Source organism: Brevibacterium sanguinis, assembly GCF_039528855.1.
GTDB classification, from domain to species: domain Bacteria; phylum Actinomycetota; class Actinomycetes; order Actinomycetales; family Brevibacteriaceae; genus Brevibacterium; species Brevibacterium sanguinis.
Genome location: NZ_BAAAMB010000007.1, coordinates 98,145 through 118,088 on the forward strand (window position 1 = coordinate 98,145; position 19,944 = coordinate 118,088).

Annotated in this window: 15 protein-coding genes; 8 read left to right on the forward strand and 7 right to left on the reverse strand. The window is 68.4% G+C overall.

What is annotated here, in order from left to right:
- Window positions 1-31: 31 nt before the first annotated feature.
- From ABD154_RS08680 to ABD154_RS08690, 3 genes are all read right to left on the reverse strand, one after another.
- A complete protein-coding gene (locus tag ABD154_RS08680) occupies window positions 32-1,783 on the reverse strand; it encodes an ABC transporter permease (protein WP_344251090.1) in 1,752 nt (583 codons plus the stop codon).
- Window positions 1,783-2,655: an ABC transporter ATP-binding protein gene (locus ABD154_RS08685; protein WP_425546724.1), complete on the reverse strand. Its 873-nt coding sequence runs from the start codon at window positions 2,653-2,655 to the stop codon at window positions 1,783-1,785. The genes ABD154_RS08680 and ABD154_RS08685 overlap by 1 nt, the downstream gene beginning before the upstream one ends.
- Before the next feature lie 74 nt (window positions 2,656-2,729).
- Window positions 2,730-3,539, reverse strand: coding sequence for a TetR/AcrR family transcriptional regulator (locus ABD154_RS08690; protein WP_344251092.1), 810 nt, complete (start codon window positions 3,537-3,539; stop codon window positions 2,730-2,732).
- Between the two features lie 296 nt (window positions 3,540-3,835).
- Between ABD154_RS08690 and ABD154_RS08695 the strand changes: the two genes are divergently transcribed.
- Both ABD154_RS08695 and ABD154_RS08700 read left to right on the forward strand, forming a co-directional pair.
- Complete coding sequence (locus ABD154_RS08695) at window positions 3,836-4,204, forward strand: ArsR/SmtB family transcription factor (protein WP_198499834.1); 369 nt, start codon at window positions 3,836-3,838, stop codon at window positions 4,202-4,204.
- Window positions 4,205-4,230: 26 nt separating this feature from the next.
- Window positions 4,231-4,719, forward strand: coding sequence for an SRPBCC family protein (locus ABD154_RS08700; RefSeq protein ID WP_198499833.1), 489 nt, complete (start codon window positions 4,231-4,233; stop codon window positions 4,717-4,719).
- Window positions 4,720-4,807: 88 nt separating this feature from the next.
- Here ABD154_RS08700 and ABD154_RS08705 read toward each other — a convergent pair whose 3' ends face one another.
- Window positions 4,808-6,127 (reverse strand): MFS transporter, encoded by a 1,320-nt coding sequence (locus tag ABD154_RS08705; protein WP_198499832.1) that lies wholly within the window; start codon window positions 6,125-6,127, stop codon window positions 4,808-4,810.
- 121 nt (window positions 6,128-6,248) lie between these two features.
- On the opposite strand from ABD154_RS08705, the gene ABD154_RS08710 reads away from it, so the two are divergent.
- Window positions 6,249-8,375, forward strand: a complete 2,127-nt coding sequence (locus ABD154_RS08710) for a BCCT family transporter (RefSeq protein ID WP_232623737.1) — start codon at window positions 6,249-6,251, stop codon at window positions 8,373-8,375.
- A 753-nt stretch (window positions 8,376-9,128) separates the two neighbouring features.
- Window positions 9,129-10,151, forward strand: a complete 1,023-nt coding sequence (gene fbaA / locus ABD154_RS08715; RefSeq protein WP_198499831.1) for a class II fructose-bisphosphate aldolase — start codon at window positions 9,129-9,131, stop codon at window positions 10,149-10,151.
- Window positions 10,152-10,419: 268 nt separating this feature from the next.
- On the opposite strand, the gene modA is transcribed toward fbaA, so the two are convergent.
- A complete protein-coding gene (gene modA, locus ABD154_RS08720) occupies window positions 10,420-11,190 on the reverse strand; it encodes a molybdate ABC transporter substrate-binding protein (protein WP_344251093.1) in 771 nt (256 codons plus the stop codon).
- Window positions 11,191-11,280: 90 nt separating this feature from the next.
- Window positions 11,281-12,957 carry an amidase gene (locus tag ABD154_RS08725; RefSeq protein ID WP_425546725.1) on the reverse strand — a complete coding sequence of 559 codons (1,677 nt, stop codon included), beginning with the start codon at window positions 12,955-12,957 and terminating at the stop codon, window positions 11,281-11,283.
- 94 nt (window positions 12,958-13,051) lie between these two features.
- On the opposite strand from ABD154_RS08725, the gene ABD154_RS08730 reads away from it, so the two are divergent.
- The 3 genes from ABD154_RS08730 to ABD154_RS08740 are packed head-to-tail and all read left to right on the forward strand — an operon-like array spanning window position 13,052 to window position 16,264.
- Window positions 13,052-14,557 (forward strand): purine-cytosine permease family protein, encoded by a 1,506-nt coding sequence (locus ABD154_RS08730; protein WP_344251095.1) that lies wholly within the window; start codon window positions 13,052-13,054, stop codon window positions 14,555-14,557.
- Between the two features lie 17 nt (window positions 14,558-14,574).
- Window positions 14,575-15,198: a TetR/AcrR family transcriptional regulator gene (locus tag ABD154_RS08735; RefSeq protein WP_344251096.1), complete on the forward strand. Its 624-nt coding sequence runs from the start codon at window positions 14,575-14,577 to the stop codon at window positions 15,196-15,198.
- 4 nt (window positions 15,199-15,202) lie between these two features.
- On the forward strand, window positions 15,203-16,264 hold the full coding sequence (locus ABD154_RS08740) for an agmatine deiminase family protein (protein WP_344251097.1): 1,062 nt from the start codon (window positions 15,203-15,205) through the stop codon (window positions 16,262-16,264).
- Window positions 16,265-16,334: 70 nt separating this feature from the next.
- On the opposite strand, the gene ABD154_RS08745 is transcribed toward ABD154_RS08740, so the two are convergent.
- Window positions 16,335-17,873 carry an alanine/glycine:cation symporter family protein gene (locus ABD154_RS08745; protein WP_198499826.1) on the reverse strand — a complete coding sequence of 513 codons (1,539 nt, stop codon included), beginning with the start codon at window positions 17,871-17,873 and terminating at the stop codon, window positions 16,335-16,337.
- 315 nt (window positions 17,874-18,188) lie between these two features.
- On the opposite strand from ABD154_RS08745, the gene ABD154_RS08750 reads away from it, so the two are divergent.
- Window positions 18,189-19,820 carry an ABC transporter substrate-binding protein gene (locus ABD154_RS08750; protein WP_344251098.1) on the forward strand — a complete coding sequence of 544 codons (1,632 nt, stop codon included), beginning with the start codon at window positions 18,189-18,191 and terminating at the stop codon, window positions 19,818-19,820.
- Window positions 19,821-19,944 lie beyond the last annotated feature (124 nt).

Here is a 19,944-nt window from a genome sequence, read left to right on the forward strand (position 1 = left end):
CTGTGACGACGCCCCGCCTCGGCGAGGGGAATCACGCGGTGATGAGGTTGCGACGGCGGAAGCCCAGCGCGCCGATGAGGGTGAGGACGACGCCTCCCGCGGTCAGCCACGCGATCGCCGCCGGTTCGAGGTCGACCGACGGGTACTGCCCGATGTGGACGAACACGGACAGGTCGAGGATCGCCTCGTCGAGCTGGAGCATCGTGCCGAAGAATGCGAGGACCGCGGAGAGGGCGAAGACGATCCATCCGATGCCCATGGCGCGCGGGACGATGCCGTAGGCGAGGAAGGCGATGCCGAGCAGCGCCCAGATCGCCGGGGTCTGCGCGAGGTGGCCGACGAAGGTGGGACCGAGCAGGTCCCAGTCGCCGGTCGAGGCCGCGGCCCCGAAGCCCTCGCCGAAGCCGCCGAGCGCCATGAGCAGCAGCGCGCCGAGGAACGACACGCTCGCCCACGCGAGCATCCAGCCCGGCCGGCTGACCCCGGTGGCGAGCACGGGCTCGGTGCGGAATCCCTGCTCCTCGGCCCGCAGGCCGCCGGCGGAGATGAGCGCGAAGACGGCGACGATGATCGCGAAGTAGAGGCCCATGAACCCGAGGTAGCCGTCGACGATGCCGTCGGCTCCGCCCATGATCGCGAGGATCTCCGGCGGCATGCCGTCGGCGCCGTCGGCCATCGCCGAGGTGAACGAGCCGAAGACGACGCCCATGATGAGGACGCCGAGCGACCACCAGAGCAGGCTCGAGCGCTGGAGGCGCAGGGCGAGGGCGAACGGGGAGGACAGGGCCGCCGAGGCGGTCGGGCGACCGAGCCGGTCGGGCAGGATGCCCGCGGCGAGGTCGCGCTGCGACTGGAGGGCGAGGGCGACCGGGACGAGGACGATGAGCAGACCGACGCACAGGAGGAGCGGCCACCAGCGGTCGAGCGTGAACGGCGCCGTCTGCTGTGCCCAGCCCAGCGGGGACAGCCACGACAGCCAGTCGAGGTCCCCGCCCTGGACGGCGGACATGTCGCCGAGTCCGCGGACGATGAAGAACACCGCGAGGATCGCCCCGGCGATGCCCGAGCAGGCGCGTGCGAATGCGGAGAGCTGCGCGGTCACTGCGGCGACTCCGGCGAACACCCAGCCGACCGCGCCGATGCTCGCCCCGAAGAGCAGGGCGGAGGAGAACGGGCGGGGTGCGGCCTCGGAGGAGAAGAACGCGAGTGTCGTGCCGAGGGCGACGAGGACGTTCATCCCCAGCGTGAGGACGAGCGCGGCGATGAGCTGCGTGTGGCGTCCGGTGACGTCGGCGCGGACGAGTTCGGCCCGGCCGGTCTGCTCCTCGCTGCGGGTGTGGCGGGAGATCGTGAGGATCGACATGAGCGCGGCCCCGAGCATGAGGAAGACGCCGTACATCCCGACGATGAAGCGCGGCACGGTGATGTCGTCGAAGCCGTAGCCGGGTCCCGTGATGAGACCCATGACGGGGTTCTTCGCGAACACCGTCATCGCCTCGAGCGAGCTGCCGTCGAGGACGAGGGCGATCGCGTTCGAGAAGTACGCGGCCATCGCCGAGAGGCCGAGCACCCACAGCGGCAGGCGCCAGCGGTCACGGCGGAGCATGAAACGCAGCAGGGTGCCGAGCCCGGTGAGGTTCGTGCCCCGCTCGGCCCGGTGGGCCGGGTGGTCCCGGTGTCCTTCCGTTGCCGCATGCCTGCCGTGGGTTCCGGGAGGCGCCGACGTGAGCAGGTGGGTGTCGCCGTCGCGAGTCCGGGCCGTCGTCGCCGTGTGCGTGTTCATCACCGGTCCTCCGATCCGTAGTGGCGCAGCAGGAGCTGTTCGAGGGTGGGCGGCGTGGCCGTCAGCGACCGGATGTCGTGGTCGCCCAGTGCCCGCATGATTCCCGGCAGCTGCGCGGTGTCGGCGCTGAAGTGCAGCTGCGGTCCTTCGCGGACGAGGTCGTGGACCCCGGTCATCGTCGTGAGCTCAGAGATGTCCTTCTCGACCTGGACGGTCACCGTCGTCCGTGAGAGGTGGCGCAGGTCGGCGAGCGCCCCGGTCTCGACGATCCGGCCGGCACGGATGATCGAGACCCGATCGGCGAGCGCTTCGACCTGCGCGAGGATGTGGCTCGAGAGGAGCACCGTGCGCCCCTGCTCCTTCGCCTCCCGGATGCACTCCTGGAAGACGGCCTCCATGAGCGGATCGAGACCGGCCGTCGGCTCGTCGAGGAGGAGCAGCTCGACGTTCGAGGCGAGTGCGGAGATGAGCGCGACCTTCTGCCGGTTGCCCTTCGAGTACGTCCGTCCCTTCTTCCGCGGGTCGAGGTCGAAGCGCTCGATGAGCTCGTCGCGCTTGGCCGTGTCGACCCCGCCGCGCAGCCGGGAGAACAGGTCGATCGCCTCGCCGCCGGTCAGTCCCGGCCACAGTTCGACGTCGCCGGGAACGTAGGCGAGCCGCCGGTGCAGGGACACCGCATGCGACCAGGGATTCTCGCCGAGGAGGCTGATCCGTCCCGCATCCGAGCGCAGGATCCCCAGGAGGATCCGGATCGTCGTCGACTTGCCCGCGCCGTTGGGTCCGAGGAAGCCGTGGACCTCCCCGCGGGCGACGGAGAGGGTGAGCCCGTCGAGGGCGCGGACGCGACCGTAGGTCTTGACGACGTCGGTCATCTCGATGGCCGCCGAGGCGGTCGGGGTCGTGGTGTCGTGTGCAGTGCTCGTGTCAACAGTGCTCGTGTCAGCGGTCATGATGCGTCATCTCCCTGTGAGTGGGTGCGTGATGAGGTGGTGTGGGTCGAGTTCTCGGGTGGGTCATCGCCGGTCGGTGGGGCGGTGCCAGGCTGTTCGGTGCCAGGCTGTTCGGTGCCAGGCGGGGTTCCCGGTGGGACTCCCGCTGTCGGGTCGTGCGTTGCGGCGGTGCCCGGCGGGACGGGATCCTGCTCCGGCGCCGAGGCGAGCACCCCGTTCCAGTAGAGGTCGAGCAGGTGCGGGGCGAGCCGCGTCATCGTCGAGGCGACGTCGGCGGTACCGAGATTCGCTTCGAGGCGACGGCTGAGCATCGCCGGGGCCAGGGCCATGACGGCGAGCATCGCGGCCTGCCCGCGGGTGTCCTCGCTCTGCCGGAACTCGTAGCCGGCGAAGCCCTCGACGATGTAGGACTCGACGAGGTCGACGTAGTGGTCGAAGTACCGCTGCCCGTGCTCACTCGGATCGAGCAGCGACTTGAGCAGGTAGTCGACGGCTGTCGACATCGCCGGATCGTCGAACATCATCTGCACGGCCATGACCGCATACCCGGCGTTCTCGACCTTCTTCTCGGTGATGAGATCGAAGACGTGGTCGTCGCACGCGGTGCGCAGTCCCTCCTTCGACCCGAAATGGTGGATGACGAGACCCGGGGAGACGCCGGCGGCGGCGGCGATGCCGCGCACCGTCGCCTTCGCGAAGCCGTGGGCGGCGAATTCGCCGACCGCGGCATCGAGGATCCTCTCAGCCGTCTCGGGTGAGGAGTTGGGGGAGCGGGAGGGCTCGTCCCGCGGAGTGGTTGAACGCATGTTTAATATTAAACGCGTGTTCAATCGAGCCGTCAACAGGGTGACGGTGAATTTTTCTGCAGCGCGGTGAGCCCGGCGGTCGGGTCCGCCTCCGGAGAGGGGCGTCGGCGGGCCGCTGTCGACGGGCTGCGCCTGGTCGCCGGGCAGCCGCGCCGCCCTCCGCGAGGTGGATCCGGCTCGATGATTCCGCTGAAATCGAGCCGGATCCACCTCGGGGGCATCGTTTGCGGGGTGATCGAGCGATGCGGTGCGCGCACACCCCTTGACGTACAACCGTTCGGTTGTAGGATGTGGGCATGACAGCCCGACTCGACGACGATGTCGACGCGATGTTCCAGGCGTTGGCGGATCGGACGCGGCGCGACATCGTCCGCCGTGTCCTCGTCGACGGACTGTCCGTGTCCGAACTCGCCGAGGACTACGACATGAGCTTCGCCGCCGTGCAGAAGCACGTCGCCGTGCTCGAGCGGGCGGGTCTCGTGACGAAGGAGCGCAGCGGACGTCGCCAGGTCACCCGGGCCGATGTCGGCGCGATCCGCACCGTGCGCGACCTCCTCGGCGATCTCGAACTCCAATGGCGGGACCGCGTCGAGCGCATCGATGCCCTGCTCGCCGCCGACGACGCGGACACGACGCCTCTGCCCCGCCCGGGCGCGGAGGGATAAACGGATTCAATGACGAAGGAGCAGTCATGCCGGTGACGGAGACCAGCCACAACGAGGACACGAAGACCCTGACGATGGTCGCGCAGTTCGCCGCCCCGCCAGAGAGGGTCTGGGAAGTCTACGCCGATCCCCGGCAGCTCGAGAAGGTGTGGGGACCGCCGACGCATCCGGCCACCGTCGTCGACCACGACCTCGTCCCCGGCGGTCGGGTCACCTACTACATGACCGGACCCGAGGGGGAGAAGTACTACGGCCTCTGGGAGGTCACCGCCGTCGACGCGCCCGTGAGCTTCTCCTTCCGCGACTACTTCGCCGATGAGAACTTCGACATCGCGCAGTCCCTGCCCGGCAGCGCGAACACCTACACGTTCACCGCCGACGGCGACGGCACGAAGGCCGTCTACACCTCGGTCTTCGACACCGCCGAAGGCCTGAAGACGGTCCTCGAGATGGGTGTCGTCGAGGGTGCCACGGCGGCGATCGGGCAGATCGACGACCTCCTCGCCGAACGCTGACGACCTCCCGCCTCGGCGGGGACGGGTACGGAACGGGCAGCCGCCTCGGTGCGGTCGGGTGCGGAACGGGCAGCCGCCTCGGCGGGACTCACTCCTTCGCCATCGCCGCCATCGACCGCTGCGGCGCGTCCGACTTCACCGCGATGATGAGGGCGAGGCCGATGATGAGGACGATGATGATGCCGAGCGTGCCCGCACGCTGATATCCGAGCAGGGAGATGAAGAGCGCGAACATCGCCGGGCCGAGGAAGCTCACGGCCCGGCCGGTCGTCGCGTAGAGGCCGAAGTTCTCGCCGGCGCGCTCGGGCGGGGTGAGGCGGGCGAGGAACGACCGCGACGAGGCCTGGACGGGGCCGACGCAGAAGCTGAGGACGAGCGCGCACACCCAGAACACGGCCGGGTCGTCGGTGAGAAGGATCGGCACTCCGCCGGCGATGATGACGATGAGCCCGGTGATGATCACGGGTTTGGGGCCGAAGCGGTCGTCGAAGAGCCCGGCGATCATCGCTCCGGCGCCGGCCGCAATGTTCGCCGCGACGCCGAGGATGATGATCTGCGTGGCCGAGAAGCCGTAGCTGCCGGCCGCGAGCACCCCGGCGAACGCGAAGATCGCGGCGAGCCCGTCGCGGAAGATCGCCGAGGCGATGAAGAAGCGCAGCGTCTGATGCTCGTGCTTCCACATCCGCACGAGGCGGCGGACGAGGGATGCGTAGTCGGCGATGAACGCCCTGATCGGATGGCCGCCCGAGGTGCCCGTGACCTTCGCGCCCGGGGCGGTGACGAGGACCGGGATCGCGAAGACCGCGAACCACACGGCCGAGAGCACTGCGACGATGCGGAAGCGCAGGCCGTCCTCGTCGGTGGCGCCGAAGAGGCCGACCTCGGGCTGGATGACGAGGACGAGGAGGAGGACGAGGAGCACGAGCCCTCCCGCATAGCCCATGCCCCAGCCGAAGCCGGAGACCTTGCCGACGTTGTCGGGGGTCGTGATGCGGACCATGATGCCGTTGTAGGCCACCTCGGCGAATTCGAAGAAGACGCTGCCCACGGCGATGAGGAGCAGACCCAGCCACAGATAGGCGGGGGAGTCGCGGACGAAGAAGAGACCGGCCATCGTCACGATGACGATTCCCGTGTGGACGCCGAGCCAGAGCTTGTGCCGCCCGCCGGCATCGGCGCGGGTGCCGACGGCCGGGGCGACGAGGGCGATGACGAGTCCGGCGGCGGCCATCGACCAGCCGAGCGCCGCGGAGCCGGACTCCTCGCTGCTCGCCACCGCCTTCGTCAGGTACGGGGTGAAGACGAATGTGATGATGACGGCATTGAACGACGCCGAACCCCAGTCCCACAGCGCCCAGCTGAAGACGCCGATGCGCGAGCTGACAGGGGTTCGCGGAGGTGAGTGCATGACGTCACTGTACTGAATTCCCAGGTCCGAGATTGTTCATTGGGTGAGAGTTCGGTTGATGTTCCCTCAGGATTCCGGCAAGGTAGAAAGTCGGTTAAGTGCACTCGATGCGAAGGAAATCATGACTGATTCTCAAGCGGACAAAGCCACAGCGGCGGGGGATCCGCCAGGCGGAGACGGTGCCGAAACCGCCCGTCACGACGCGGAGGCGGCGCCCGGCGCGGACTCCCAGGGCACCGCGATCCCGCCCGAAGAGCAGGCTCACTACCTCTTCGGAGCCCCCGATCCGGTGCGGCTCCACCTGCCCGATCGACTCCACATCGGCGAGGACGACTCCGACGACGCGATCACGGAGAAGCTGCGCCGCCAGGGCGTGAAGATCGGCCGGGGCATGATCGCCCCGCGCGTCTTCTGGCCCGCCCTCATCGTCATCGTCGCCGTCGCCGGGCTCTCGGTGCTCTTCCCCGACAGCGCGGGGCAGGTCATCCTCGACATCCAGGCCTGGATCGTCGCCGACCTCGGCTGGTACTACATGCTCGTCGTCGGCGCCTTCGTCGCCTTCGCGATCTTCGTCGGCGTCTCGAAGTACGGCCGGATCAAGCTCGGCAAGGATGAGGACGAACCCGAATTCGGCGTCCTCTCCTGGTTCGCCATGCTCTTCGCCGCCGGCATGGGCATCGGCCTCGTCTTCTACGGTGTCGCCGAACCGCTCACCTACGCCACGACCGGACCGAAGCCCGGATGGGGCGGCAACGAGGTCGAGAACGCCCAGCTGGGCATGGCTCAGACCTTCGTCCACTGGGGTCTGCACCCGTGGGCGCTCTACGCCGTGCTCGGCATGGCGCTCGCCTACGCGATCCACCGCCGCGGTCGCCCGCTGTCGATCCGCTGGGCGCTCGAACCGCTGCTCGGCCGCTACGTCAAGGGCTGGGCCGGTGACACGATCGACGTCATCGCGATCTTCGGCACCGTCTTCGGCATCGCGACCTCGCTCGGCCTCGGCGTGCAGCAGATCTCGGCGGGACTCGCGCACATCGGCGTCGTCGGTGAGTACGACAACCTCTTCCTCATCATCCTCATCGTCATCATCACGCTGCTCGCCACCACCTCGGTGGTCTCCGGTGTGGGCGCGGGCATCAAGTGGCTGTCGAACATCAACCTGACGATGGCGGGCGTCCTGCTCGTCACCGTGCTCGTGTTCGGACCCACGCTCTTCCTCTTCCAGAACTTCGTCGAATCCCTCGGCGTCTACCTCGCCAACGTGCTCGGCATGACCTTCGACATCGGCGCCTACACCGGTGAGGAGGGTGCCGAGTGGAACGCGTCGTGGACCCTCTTCTACTGGGGCTGGTGGATCTCGTGGGCGCCGTTCGTCGGTGTCTTCATCGCCCGCATCTCGCGTGGTCGCACCGTGCGCGAGTTCATCGCCGGCGTCCTCCTCGTGCCCTCGCTCGTCGGGTTCTTCTGGTTCTCCGTCATGGGCGGCACCGGCATCTTCCGCCAGCTCTTCGGTGCCGGTGACCTCGTCGACCCGGAGGAGGGCGTTGTCGCCGAGCGTGTGCTCTTCGACGTCCTCGGCGATCTGCCGCTGGGCTCGATCCTCTCGGTCATCGCGATCATCCTCGTGGCGATCTTCTTCATCACGTCCTCGGACTCCGGTTCGCTCGTCGTCGACATGCTCGCCTCCGGCGGTCACCCGAACCCGCCGATCTGGTCGCGTGTGCTCTGGGCGCTGCTCGAGGGTGCGCTCGCGATCGCGCTGCTCACCGCCGGTGGACTCACCGCGCTGCAAGCGGGGTCGCTGATCACAGCGCTGCCGTTCAGCATCATCCTCATCCTCGTGTGCATCTCGACGCTCAAGGCGTTCGGGAAGGAAGCGAAGCGCACCGCGGCGATCGAGCGCGCGGCGGCCTACCGGGCCGTCGGCGAGCACCTCGCCGATGACTTCGACGAGTACCTCGGCGACATCGTCGATGAGCGCATCGACTACCAGATCACCCGCAGCAAGGGGCTCATCGAGCGTCAGCGCGAGAAGGTCGTGCGCAAGGACGAGAAGGTCGTCCGCAAGGACGACCCGCGCTCCGGTGGGGCGCGCTCTGGTGGGGCACGTGACGGCGGGGCACGCTCTGGTGGGGCACGTGACGGCGGGTCCGGCAAGGACACCGGGCGGAAGTTCAGCCTGCGCAAGGACAGTCCTGGTCGGGACGGCTCCGAACGCGACCAGTCCGGACGCGACGGCCTCGAGTAGAACCCGGTTTCGGGAACCGACCCCCGAGCGGCGGGGCCCGGCACTCGACTGAGTGGTCGGGGCCTGTCATCGGGTTCGGCGTCCGGTTGAGTGGCTGGGCTTCCGGCGCGAAACGGCTCGGCCCTCCACCGGACACGGTGTTCTGCCGAGATGCCTCGGCCCGGTCACCGGACCGCAGCGGCGGCCATGTGGATTCCTCACATGGCCGCCGTTCTCGTCTGCGCGAACGATCCGAAACCGGCAGGAGTCGGACGACCCGGCGACCGCCTCGGCGAGGGTCCTGGTGGGGCTCACCCTGGTTTCGGCGGCTCATGTCATGACGTGAGCCCTGGAAACCAGGGTGAGCTGCAGCGGAAGCTTCCGCGGAGACGACGGTCTGCCGACGACGGGCGCCCGACCGCCAGGAGGCGTCCCGCGTCGGCCCGCGGGCGCCGGTAACCCGCGGAGCTCGACCACGATGCCGGCCTCCACTCCGGTTTGCGCCAGTTGAGCCTGAGATGGCCAATACGGGAACTGGCCATCTCAGCTTCAACTGGCGCAAACGTGCTCGGCACACTGCGGGGGCCGGTCGCCCGGCGCGAATGCGGGGCGAGCCGCCCGGCGCCACACGGCGGCGAGCCACTCGACGCGATCGGGCGGTCGGGGGCGGGCACGACCTACGGCGAGCAGGTCGGCGGATGTGCTTCAGTCGCCTGGGGAGAACCGAGTAGGGTGGAGGCACACGACCGCCACCGGACCGACCAAGGAGCCCACATGCCCATTGCCAGCCCCGATGTGTACGCCGAGATGATCGACCGGGCGAAGGCCCAGGGATTCGCCTATCCGGCGATCAACTGCACGTCCTCGCAGACGATCAACGCGGCGATCCGCGGATTCGCCGAGGCGGGATCCGACGGCATCATCCAGCTCTCGACCGGCGGTGCGGAGTACATCTCCGGCCCGACGATCAAGGACCGCGTGCGCGGGGCGATAGCGTTCTCCGCGTTCGCCAACGAAGTCGCCAAGAGCTACGACGTCAACATCGCCCTCCACACCGACCACGCCCCCAAGGACGCCGTCGAAGCCTGGGTCAAGCCCCTCCTCGAAGCCTCGACCGAACGCGTCAAGTCGGGTGGCCAGCCCTACTTCCAGTCGCACATGTGGGACGGATCGGCCGTGCCGCTCGATGAGAACCTCACCCTCGCCGAGGAGCTGCTCGGCCTGGCGGCGGCCGCCAATGTCATCCTCGAGATCGAGGTCGGCGTCGTCGGCGGCGAAGAGGACGGCGTCGAGAACGAGATCAACGAGCAGCTCTACACCACCGTCGAGGACGGTCTGGCCACGGTGCGCGCGCTCGGCTCGGGGGAGAAGGGCCGCTACCTCACGGCGCTCACCTTCGGCAACGTCCACGGCGTCTACAAGCCCGGCAACGTCAAGCTCCGTCCCGAGCTCCTCGGCGAGATCCAGGCCGCCGTCGGCAAGGAGGTCGGCAAGGACAAGCCCTTCGACCTCGTCTTCCACGGCGGCTCGGGATCGAGTGCAGAGGAGATCGCCGAGGCGGTCCGCCACGGAGTCGTGAAGATGAACGTCGACACCGACACCCAGTACGCGTTCACCCGTCCCGTCGCCGATCACATGTTCCGCCACTACGACGGCGTGCTCAAGATCGACGGCGAGGTCGGCAACAAGAAGGAATACGATCCCCGGTCGTACGGCAAGGCCGCCGAGGCGGGCATGGCCGCGCGCGTCGTCGAAGCGTGCGAGAACCTCGGCTCGGCGGGCACGAGCGCCAAGTGATGACACCCGGCGCCGGGCCCGCGCGGCGCTGAGCGCCGGGCGCTGGAGCCGGGCAACGGCGATTCAGCGGTCGAGTGATCGCGCGAGTGACCGCCTGCTGCGCCAGCCGCGGCACACGCGCTAGCCGCAACAGACCGAAGGGCCTCGCTTCGTCATTGTGCGAAGCGGGGCCCTTCGGTGTGCTGGGGGAGCGGTGTGCTGGAGGTGGCGTGCCGGGAGCCGGCGCGGCGGGAGGCGAGCGGTGCGCGAGGCCCGGGACGCCACCGCCCTACGGGGTCGAGAAGCCGGCGTCCTTGAGCATCGCGACAGCCGTGTCCGACGTGAGGAACCTGACGAAGGCGTCGGCCTGCTCCTGGTTCTCACTCGCCTTCACCGTGGCCGCGGGGTACTGGTTGACGACCTTGTCCGCACCATCGAGGTCGACCTGGTCGACCGAGCCGTCGGCGCGGGCGACATCGGTGACGTAGACGATGCCGGCGTCGGCCTGACCCGCGCTCACCTTGCCGAGGACGTCGGTGACCGAGTTCTCCTCACTGGCGGGATCGAGCGTCACGCCGTTCTGGTCCGCCCACTTCTGCGTGGCCGCACCGCAGGGGACCTGGGGTGCGCAGACGACGAGGTCGTTGCCGGCGAAGTCCTGCGAGCTCGCGATGTTCTTCGGGTTGCCGGGTGCCACGGCGAGCGTGAGCGTGTTCGACGCGAAGATCTCCGGGGTCCCGGCGAGGAGGTCGGCGCCCTCGAGGTCGTTCATCGTCTTCTCATCCGCGGTGGCGATGACATCGGCGGGCGCGCCCTCGGTGATCTGCGAGACGAGATCGGAGGAACCGGCGAAGGAGAACGTCACATCGACGTCGGGTTCCGTCTTCTTGTACTCGGCGGCGATCTCGTCGAAGACCTCGGTGAGCGAGGCGGCGGCGAAGACGGTGAGCGTCGTCGGCTCTGCGGAGTCGGTCTGCGAGTCGGATCCGGAGGCCCCGGTCGAGCAGGCGCTGAGGGTGAGCAGTGCGGCAGTGCACATGGCAATCAGTCTCTTCTTCATTGGGTCAATCTATCCGCATATGCGGAGAAAACACACAGGCAAGTCAGTATCTGAGATAGAAATGGAAAAGTTTTTCCGAAACTCCGGATCTCAGGCGGTCGGCTCGGTTCCGGCGGTGAACTCCCAGTGCTCGTCGACCGGCGGCAGCGGGCGCGGACCCCGCACCCGCTCGAAGTCCCATGCCAAGCCGAGCAGCGTCGCATCCGTGTAGGCGGCGCCGGCGAACGTGACGCCCACCGGCATTCCCGTCGACGCCATCGTTCCCATCGACGTCGTCACCGTGGGCACCCCGAGGTGGCGCAGCGCGAGGTTGCCGTTCGAGTAGTGCGTGCCGTTGCGCCATGCGAGGTCCGCCGAGGCGGGATCGCGATCGGCGTCGGCACCTCCGACGTCGGCGTTCGCGGGGAAGACGACGGCGTCGAAGCCCTCATCGTCGAGCCAGTCCTCGAGCAGTCGGACGCGGAGGTCCTCGAGCTCCCCGAGCGCCTCGGCGAACCCGGGGATCGCGGTGATGTCGATGCCGGAGGGGTGGGCGCGGGCGACGGCGACGATGTCGTCGTAGCGATTGAGGTTGTCGGCGACCTCCGGATAGCGATCGGGCAGCGCACCGGCCGGCAGCGGGAAGAGCAGGGCGGGGTCGGCCTTGACGAGGCTGTCCAGTGCCGGATCCCCGTTCGCGCGGAGGAAGTCGTCCCAGCCGAAGGCGGGCAGGGTGGTGAATTCGTGCTCCATCCAGCCGCGGGGGAGGTCGGCCGCCTCGGCGAGCCTCTCATGGGTCGGACTCGTGCCCTCGTACTCGTCGATGAGCGGGAAATCGGTCTCGACGACCGTCGCCCCTGCCGCTTCGAGACGCGCCCGCGTGTCCTCCCACAGGGCGCGCACGTCGGGGTGGACCTCGATGAGGGGATCCGCGCCGAGGTAGCGGCTCGGGGCCGCGAGACGCGCCCCGGCGAGCATGCCGGGGCGGCCGATGGCCCGGAAGTCCGCGGGACGCCACTCGCTCGGTCGCGGCAGCGGGACGGCGGTCTGGAGTCGCCAGAAGTCACCGCGCGTCTCGGGGTCGTCGGCGACGAGGACGTTGAGCACCTCGAGGAGGTCGGCGACGGACTTCGTGTGCGGGACGACGACGTCGCGGGTGGGGAACAGCGGCCAGTTCCCGCGCAGGGAGATGAGTCCGCGCGAGGGGGTGTAGGCGACGATGCCGTTGTTCGAGGCGGGGCTGCGGCCCGACGACACGGTCTCCTCTCCGAGGCCGAACTGGCAGAGCGAGGCGGCCACGGCGACGCCCGAGCCGTTCGACGACCCCGAGGCGTAGGCGGCGGCGAGGAAGTCCCGGTTGAAGGGGCTCTCCGCACGCCCGTAGAGACCGCGCTGCATGCCGCCGTCGGCGAGCGGCGGCATCGTCGTCTTGCCGATGAGAACCGCGCCCGCCGTGCGGAGGCGCTCGACTGAGAACGCATCCCACCGGGCTTCGAGGTCGGCGAACGCCGGGGATCCCGCGGCGACCGTGAGGCCGGCGACCATGAACGAGTCCTTGACGGTGAAGGGGATTCCCTCAAGGGGGCGGGCTGTGCCGGCGGCGAGCCTGCGGTCGGACTCCGCGGCCGCGGCATGGGCCGCGGGGTTGTCGACGACGACGGCATTGAGGCCGGAATCGGCCGCGATGCGGGCGAGGTGGACATCCAGCAGCTCTGCGGCGGAGATCGCGCCCGCAGTCAGCTGTGCGCGGAGTTCGGCGATCGTGATGGTCGGCGGCACTGGGGTCATCATTGCTCCCGGTCTCAATGGCGATGTCAGTCATTGACTGAAAATTCAGTCAGTATTACGATAGCCGACACGACGACGTTTCCAAAGGAGTGAGATGGCGAACTCAGCACAACGACGTGCGCAGACCTCGGGCGCAGCCCGCGACGTGGGAGGGAAGGCTGACCGGTTCGGTCGCGTCGAACGCGCAGGCGTCGACTTCGTGCCGATCGCAGCGCGCCGATCGACGCCGGGAAACCTCTTTCGCGTCTTCGTCGGCGGCAACCTCGCCCTGTCCGTGGTGATCTTCGGGTGGCTGCCGATCTCCTTCGGGCTCAGCTTCTGGCAGGCGGTCGCCTCGAGCGCCGTCGGTCTCGTCATCGGGCTCGGACTCATGGTGCCGATGACGCTGCTGGGCACCCGCACGGGCACGAACAATCCCGTCTCGAGCGGCGCCCACTTCGGGATGCGCGGGCGCCTGCTCGGGTCGACGCTGACGCTCCTCTTCGCCATCGCCTATGCGGCGATCGCCGTGTGGACCTCCGGGGAGGCGCTCGTCGCCGGAGCACACCGCCTCTTCGGGACCGCGCAGAACGACACGGCGTTCCTCATCGGCTACGCGATCATCGCCGTCGAGGTCGTGCTCATCGCCCTCTTCGGACATGGGACGATCGTCGCCCTGCAGAAGGTCATCATCCCCGTCGCCGGGATCCTGCTCTGCCTCGGTGTCCTCGCCTACGCTCCCGGGTTCGACCCCGCGGCACCGGCCGCCGACTACCTCCTCGGCGACTTCTGGCCGACGTGGCTCTTCGCGGTGACGATCTCGATCGGCGGTCCCCTCTCCTATGCGCCGTCGGTCGGCGACTACACGCGGCGGATCTCGCCGCGGAGATTCAGCGACCGCCAGGTGGCTCTGGCCGCCTCGGCGGGGATCTTCACCGGCCTCTTCGCAACCGCGGTCTTCGGCGCGTTCACCGCCTCGACGTTCCCGGTGCTCTCGGAGTCGTACGTCGCCGATCTCGTCGCCGCCGCCCCGACCTGGTACCTCGTCCCGCTGCTCGTGCTCGCCGTCTTCGGCGGCTTCGGTCAGGGTGTCATCAACATCTACGCCAGCGGACTCGACCTCGAATCGATCATTCCCCGCCTCACGCGCACCCAGACGACGCTCATCACCTCGGGCATCGCCGTCGTCGTCATGTACCTCGGCGTCATCGCCGCCGACGCGATCTCCTCGATCACCGCGATGACCGTCGTGCTCAACGCGTTCGCCGGAACGTGGGTCGTCATCAACGGCATCGGCTTCCTCGTCGCCCGCCGGGGCCGCTACGACCCGGTCGCCCTCCAGCGGTTCGGGTTCGGGCTGAGCGGCGGACGGTACTGGTTCTCCCGCGGCTGGAACCTGCGGGCGGTCATCCCGTTCCTCGTCGGCGCGAGCGCCGGCCTCCTCACCGTGCAGAACGAGCTCTACGCGGCACCGCTGGCCGACGTCGCCGGGGGCGTGGACATCAGCCTGCCGGTCTCGATGATCGTCGGCGGGGGACTCTATTTGTGTGCGCTGCGGGTGTGGCCGGAGACTGGTGTCGACGACGACGTACCGGCGCTCGCCGAGGAGGCACGCCGATGAGAGAGGCGGGGCCGACCATGGCGAAACCGGATGCAAGCGCACGGATCCTCGAAGCCACCCGCGAGGAGATCGCTGAGAACGGAGTGCGCGGGCTGCGGGTGCAGAACGTCGCGAAACGGGCCGGCGTCTCCCTCGGACTCGTCTACTACCACTTCGAGGACCGCGCAGGCCTGCTCACGGCCACGATCGACTCCGTCAACCAGGCCGTCGAAGAGCGCGTGCTCCACCCGGCGACCGGTGACGACGACGTCGACATCATCATCGACCAGCTCGTCGGCGAGGTCGGTGACGCCGCCGGCCTCCGCGGGGACTCCGTCGTCTGGAACGAGATCCGCGCGATCGCCGTCTTCGAAGCCGAACTCCGCGGCCCGCTGGCCGCGACGACGCAGGAATGGGAGAAGCGCTTCGGTCCGCTCCTGCGCTCCCTCGGCCTCACCGAGGCGGCCGTGGCCGAGACCGCGACCCTCCTCACCGCGCTCGTCGAGGGGATCTCGGGCCGGTGGCTGAGCGACCAGCTCGACACCGCGGAGGCGCAGCGGCTCATCCGCCGCGGCGCCGCCGCCATCCTCGACGCGGCGACCACCCGCACGACCACCACAGAGCCGACCACCACGGCGACGCCGCAGACACCCCAAGGATGACGAGATGACGAACACCGACACCACGACAGCGACCGGCACCCCCGCGGCCGAGGCGAGCCCGCGCTGGCGGATGCCGAGCGAGACCGCCCCGCACGATCGCGTCTACATGGCGTTCCCGCCCCGCGGACTGTCCTTCGGCGATGCCGAGGACGCCCGCCGGGCGTGGGCGGCCGTCGCCCACGCGACCCAGGACTTCGTGCCCGTGACGATGGTCGTCGACCCTGACGACCGCGCCGCCGCCGAGGCGATGCTGACCGCGGACATCGAACTGCTCACCGCGCCGCTCGACGACGCGTGGATGCGTGATATCGGACCGACCTTCGTCATCGGCGACGGCGGCCGCCGCGGCGCGGTGGACTGGACGTTCAACGGGTGGGGTCAGCAGGAATGGGCGCGGTGGGGCAAGGACAGGGAGATCGGTCGCATCGTCGCCGCACATGCCGGCGCCGAGGTGGTCGACTCCGAGCTCGTCAACGAGGGCGGCGGGATCCACGTCGACGGAGCCGGGACCGTGCTCGTCACCGACACCGTCCAGCTCGACCGCTTCCGCAACCCGAGCTGGTCACGGGATGAGATCGAGGCAGAGCTGCGGCGCACCCTCGGCGTCGACCGCACGATCTGGTTCCCGCGCGGGCTCCACCGGGACTCCCAGCGCTTCGGCACCCGCGGTCACATCGACATCGTCGCGACCCTGCCCGACGAGCACACGGTGCTCATCCACCGGCAGCGGGACCCGCGTCACCCCGACCACCATCTCGGTGCCGTCTACGACGAGGTCCTCGCCGCCGCCTCGGCGCGTGACGGTCAGCCGTGGAGGGTGATCGAACTCGACGCTCCCGAGCGGATCCGCGACGAGGAGGGGTGGACCGACTACAGCTACGTCAATCACCTCGTCACCAACGGGGCGGTCATCGCATGCACCTTCGACGACCCCAGCGATGCCCTGGCACTCGACCGTCTCGCCGAGGCGTACCCGGGTCGCGAGATCGTCGGCGTCGACGCACGGGACATCTTCGCCTACGGCGGCGGGATCCACTGCATTACCCAGCACCTGCCCGCCGTCTGAGTCGAGACGGCACGAGGCCCGGGACGCCATTGTCCCGGGCCTCGTCGTCTCAGTGCCGCAACTACGGCACTCAGCCCTGCGGCACCTGCTCGCCGGCCTTCATCCGCGCCCAGCGCTCCTCCCAGAACGTCGCATTCCTGATGCCGACGGCCTGGGGGTCGAACTCGGGGTCGAGGCCGAGCTTCTGCTGCCGCTCGAAGTCCCGCAGCAGCTTGAAGGCCGGCTGCTGGAGGATGAGGATGCCGACGATGTTGAGCCATGCCATGGCGCCGACGCCGATGTCGCCGAGCGCCCACGCATCGCCGGGGTTGTCGTTCATCACGCCGATGGCGACGGCGATGAGGATGAGCACCTGCAGGGCGCGGGTGCCGATCGTGAGGAACACGGGGTTCTTGAACTTGCCGAGCAGGTAGACGAGGTTCGTCTCCGCCATGTAGTAGTAGGCGACGATCGTCGTGAGCGCGAAGAGGAAGATCGAGATCGCGATGAAGCTCGCGCCGATGCCCGGGAAGATCGAGTCGAGACCCGACTGCGGCCAGCCCTCGCCCGGTGTCGTCTCGAGGGACTCGACGAGCTGCCCGCGACCCGAGCCGATGATCTCGCCTTCGGGGCTGAGCACGCGGTACATGCCGGTCGACAGGATCATGAAGGCCGTGGCCGAGCAGACGAAGAGGGTGTCGATGTAGACCGAACCGGCCTGGACGAGGCCCTGCTTGGTCGGGTGGGACACCTCGGCGGCGGCCGCGGCGTGGGGACCGGTGCCCTGACCGGCCTCGTTGGAGTAGATGCCGCGCTGGACGCCCCACTGGACGGCGAGGCCCATGATGCCGCCGAAGGCCGCCTGCGTGCTCGTGTCGATGCCGAACGCGGACTTGAAGATCAGCTCGATGACGGGCACGATCTGGTCGGCGTTGAGGAAGGTCACCGCGATCGCGGCGAGGATGTAGATGACGGCCATGAACGGCACGGCCAGCGACGCGAAGTGCGCGATGCGCTTGACGCCGCCGATGACGATGAAGGCCATGATGACGACGAGGGCGAGCGCCGTGACCCAGGTCGGCAGGTTCCATGCGTTCGTCACCGCACCGCCGATGGCCCGCGACTGGACGCCGGGCAGGAGGAACGACATCGCGAGGACCGTGACGGCGGCGAAGACGAAGCCGTAGACCTTGAAGAACTTCCCGAACCGCGTGTACTCGTAGGCCTTCTCGAGGTAGAAGGCCGGACCGCCGCGGTACTCACCGGTCTTGGGGTCCTTCTCCTTGTACGTCTGACCCAGCGTCGACTCGACGTAGGAGGTCGAGGCGCCGAGGAGGGCGGAGATCCACATCCACACGACGGCACCGGGTCCGCCGAAGCCGATCGCCGTGGCGACGCCGGCGATGTTGCCGACGCCGACGCGTCCGGCCAGCGACATCGACAGCGCCTGGAACGACGAGACGCCGTCCTCGGAGCTCCTGCCCCGGAACATCTGCGTGAAGATCGACTTGATCTTGCGGATCTGGACGGCGCGGGACCGGATGGTGAAGTAGACACCGGCACCGAGGCAGAGGTACACGAGTGCGGATGACCAGATGATCCCATTGAGCCATTCGATGACTGCGGACACGTTCTTCCAATCGTTGTTTCGTCGGCGGGTGCCGGGGCGGCGGGGGCAGCAGCTGCGCCACGTCGCAAGGAACCCTACCCAAGAGAATGATGTGGCTAGGCTGTGAGCCACCTCATAAGTGAAGCCGATTGTGAGCTGGGACGCAAATTCGCCGGTGAGGCCCGTCGATCCGCGGATCGCGAGGTTGCGAAATGGTTTCGACATCAACCATTTTCTGTGGGGCAGTTCACTATTTGGGACGGTATCCGTAAGATGTGACCCGGATCTCTCCGAGCAAAGACGACACGGAGAGCACACGTGGAAGACAGGAACACAATGAATCGTCGAACTGGTGTGAAGGCCGCAGCGCTCGCTGCCGCCGGCGCCCTGCTTCTCTCGGCATGCTCGACCTCGACCACCGGCAGCGACGCCGGCGGCGACGGCAGCGCGCTGACAGTCGGCACCACTGACAAGGTGGTCGCACTCGACCCGGCCGGAGCGTACGACAACGGCTCCTCGCTCGTCGAGCAGCAGATCTATCCGTTCATCCTCGCCTACAAGCCCGGCACCGCCGAGCTCAACCCCTCGATCGCCGAATCGGCCGACTTCACCGAGCCGACGAAGTACGAGGTCAAGCTCAAGGACGGTCTCAAATACGCCAACGGCAACGACCTCACCTCCTCTGATGTGAAGTTCTCCTTCGACCGCCAGCTCAAGATCCAGGATCCCAACGGACCGTCGTCCCTCCTCGGCGGGCTCGCATCGGTGGAGACCCCCGACGACACGACGGTCGTGTTCAACCTCAAGCGGGAGAACGACCAGACCTGGCCGGGCGTGCTCGCCTCGGCGGCGGGACCGATCGTCGACGAGGACGTCTTCTCACCCGACGCGCTCACTCCGGACCAGGAGATCGTCGACGCCGAGGCGTTCTCGGGTCCCTACACGATCGACAGCTTCAAGTTCAACGAGCTCATCACGTACAAGGCGTACCCGGACTATCAGGGCTACGTGGAGCCGGCGAAGACCGACAGCGTGCAGATGCGGTACTACTCGGACGCGAACAACATGAAGCTCGACGTCCAGAAGGGCACGATCGACGTCGCCTGGCGCTCGCTGTCGGCGACCGACATCGAGGACCTCGGCAAGGACGAGAACCTCACCGTCCACAAGGGCCCCGGCGGCGAGATCCGCTACATCGTCTACAACATGGACACGATGCCCTTCGGTGCGAAGACCGACGACCCCGACGAGAAGAAGGCGCTGGCTGTGCGCCAGGCGATGGCCGACTCGATCGACCGCCAGGCGATCGCGAGCCAGGTCTACAAGGACACCTACACCCCGCTCTACTCCTTCGTCCCCGACGGGCTGCCGGGCGCGAACGAGGCGCTCAAGTCCGCGTACGGCGACGGCCAGGGCGGAGCGGACGTCGAGAAGGCGAAGAAGGCGCTCGAGGACGCGGGAGTGCAGACGCCCGTCGACCTCAACCTCCAGTACAACCCTGACCACTACGGTCCGTCCTCGGGCGATGAGTACGCGCTCATCAAGGATCAGCTCGACAAGACCGGGCTGTTCAACGTCAACCTCCAGTCGACGGAATGGGTCCAGTACTCCGAGGACCGCACCTCCGACGTCTACCCGATGTACCAGCTCGGGTGGTTCCCCGACTACTCGGACGCCGACAACTACCTCGTGCCGTTCTTTTACGACACGGACGAGACGCCGAGCTTCCTCGCCAACCACTTCCGTGACGACCAGATCAACAAGGAGCTCACGGATCAGGCGTCGACCGCCGACAAGGCCGAACGCGAGAAGGAGCTCGGCACGATCCAGGACCAGCTCTCCGAGCAGCTGCCGACGCTGCCGCTGCTCCAGGGCAACCAGATCGCCGTGTCCGGCAAGGACGTCAAGGGCGTCGAGGAGACCCTCGACCCCGCGTTCCAGTTCCGCTTGGCGCTGCTGAGCAAGTGAGCACCACGCGACTCGTGACCCGTCCCGGCCCGCGCCGAGGCGGCCCCGAGCAGCGACGGTCACATCCCTGACCGTCGCCACCGAGGTGCAGGTGAGCCGACCGCTTGCCTGCACCTCGGTGGCG

What these genes read in the sequence shown, in the direction of transcription:
- ABD154_RS08700 (WP_198499833.1), top strand. Translation starts at nt 4,231, where the DNA reads ATGCCGGTGACGGAGACCAGCCACAACGAGGACACGAAGACCCTGACG.
- ABD154_RS08685 (WP_425546724.1), bottom strand. Translation starts at nt 2,655, where the DNA reads ATGACCGACGTCGTCAAGACCTACGGTCGCGTCCGCGCCCTCGACGGG.
- ABD154_RS08705 (WP_198499832.1), bottom strand. Translation starts at nt 6,127, where the DNA reads ATGCACTCACCTCCGCGAACCCCTGTCAGCTCGCGCATCGGCGTCTTC.
- modA (WP_344251093.1), bottom strand. Translation starts at nt 11,190, where the DNA reads ATGAAGAAGAGACTGATTGCCATGTGCACTGCCGCACTGCTCACCCTC.
- ABD154_RS08680 (WP_344251090.1), bottom strand. Translation starts at nt 1,783, where the DNA reads ATGAACACGCACACGGCGACGACGGCCCGGACTCGCGACGGCGACACC.
- ABD154_RS08725 (WP_425546725.1), bottom strand. Translation starts at nt 12,957, where the DNA reads ATGACCCCAGTGCCGCCGACCATCACGATCGCCGAACTCCGCGCACAG.
- ABD154_RS08730 (WP_344251095.1), top strand. Translation starts at nt 13,052, where the DNA reads ATGGCGAACTCAGCACAACGACGTGCGCAGACCTCGGGCGCAGCCCGC.
- fbaA (WP_198499831.1), top strand. Translation starts at nt 9,129, where the DNA reads ATGCCCATTGCCAGCCCCGATGTGTACGCCGAGATGATCGACCGGGCG.
- ABD154_RS08740 (WP_344251097.1), top strand. Translation starts at nt 15,203, where the DNA reads ATGACGAACACCGACACCACGACAGCGACCGGCACCCCCGCGGCCGAG.
- ABD154_RS08710 (WP_232623737.1), top strand. Translation starts at nt 6,249, where the DNA reads ATGACTGATTCTCAAGCGGACAAAGCCACAGCGGCGGGGGATCCGCCA.
- ABD154_RS08735 (WP_344251096.1), top strand. Translation starts at nt 14,575, where the DNA reads ATGGCGAAACCGGATGCAAGCGCACGGATCCTCGAAGCCACCCGCGAG.
- ABD154_RS08695 (WP_198499834.1), top strand. Translation starts at nt 3,836, where the DNA reads ATGACAGCCCGACTCGACGACGATGTCGACGCGATGTTCCAGGCGTTG.
- ABD154_RS08750 (WP_344251098.1), top strand. Translation starts at nt 18,189, where the DNA reads ATGAATCGTCGAACTGGTGTGAAGGCCGCAGCGCTCGCTGCCGCCGGC.
- ABD154_RS08690 (WP_344251092.1), bottom strand. Translation starts at nt 3,539, where the DNA reads ATGCGTTCAACCACTCCGCGGGACGAGCCCTCCCGCTCCCCCAACTCC.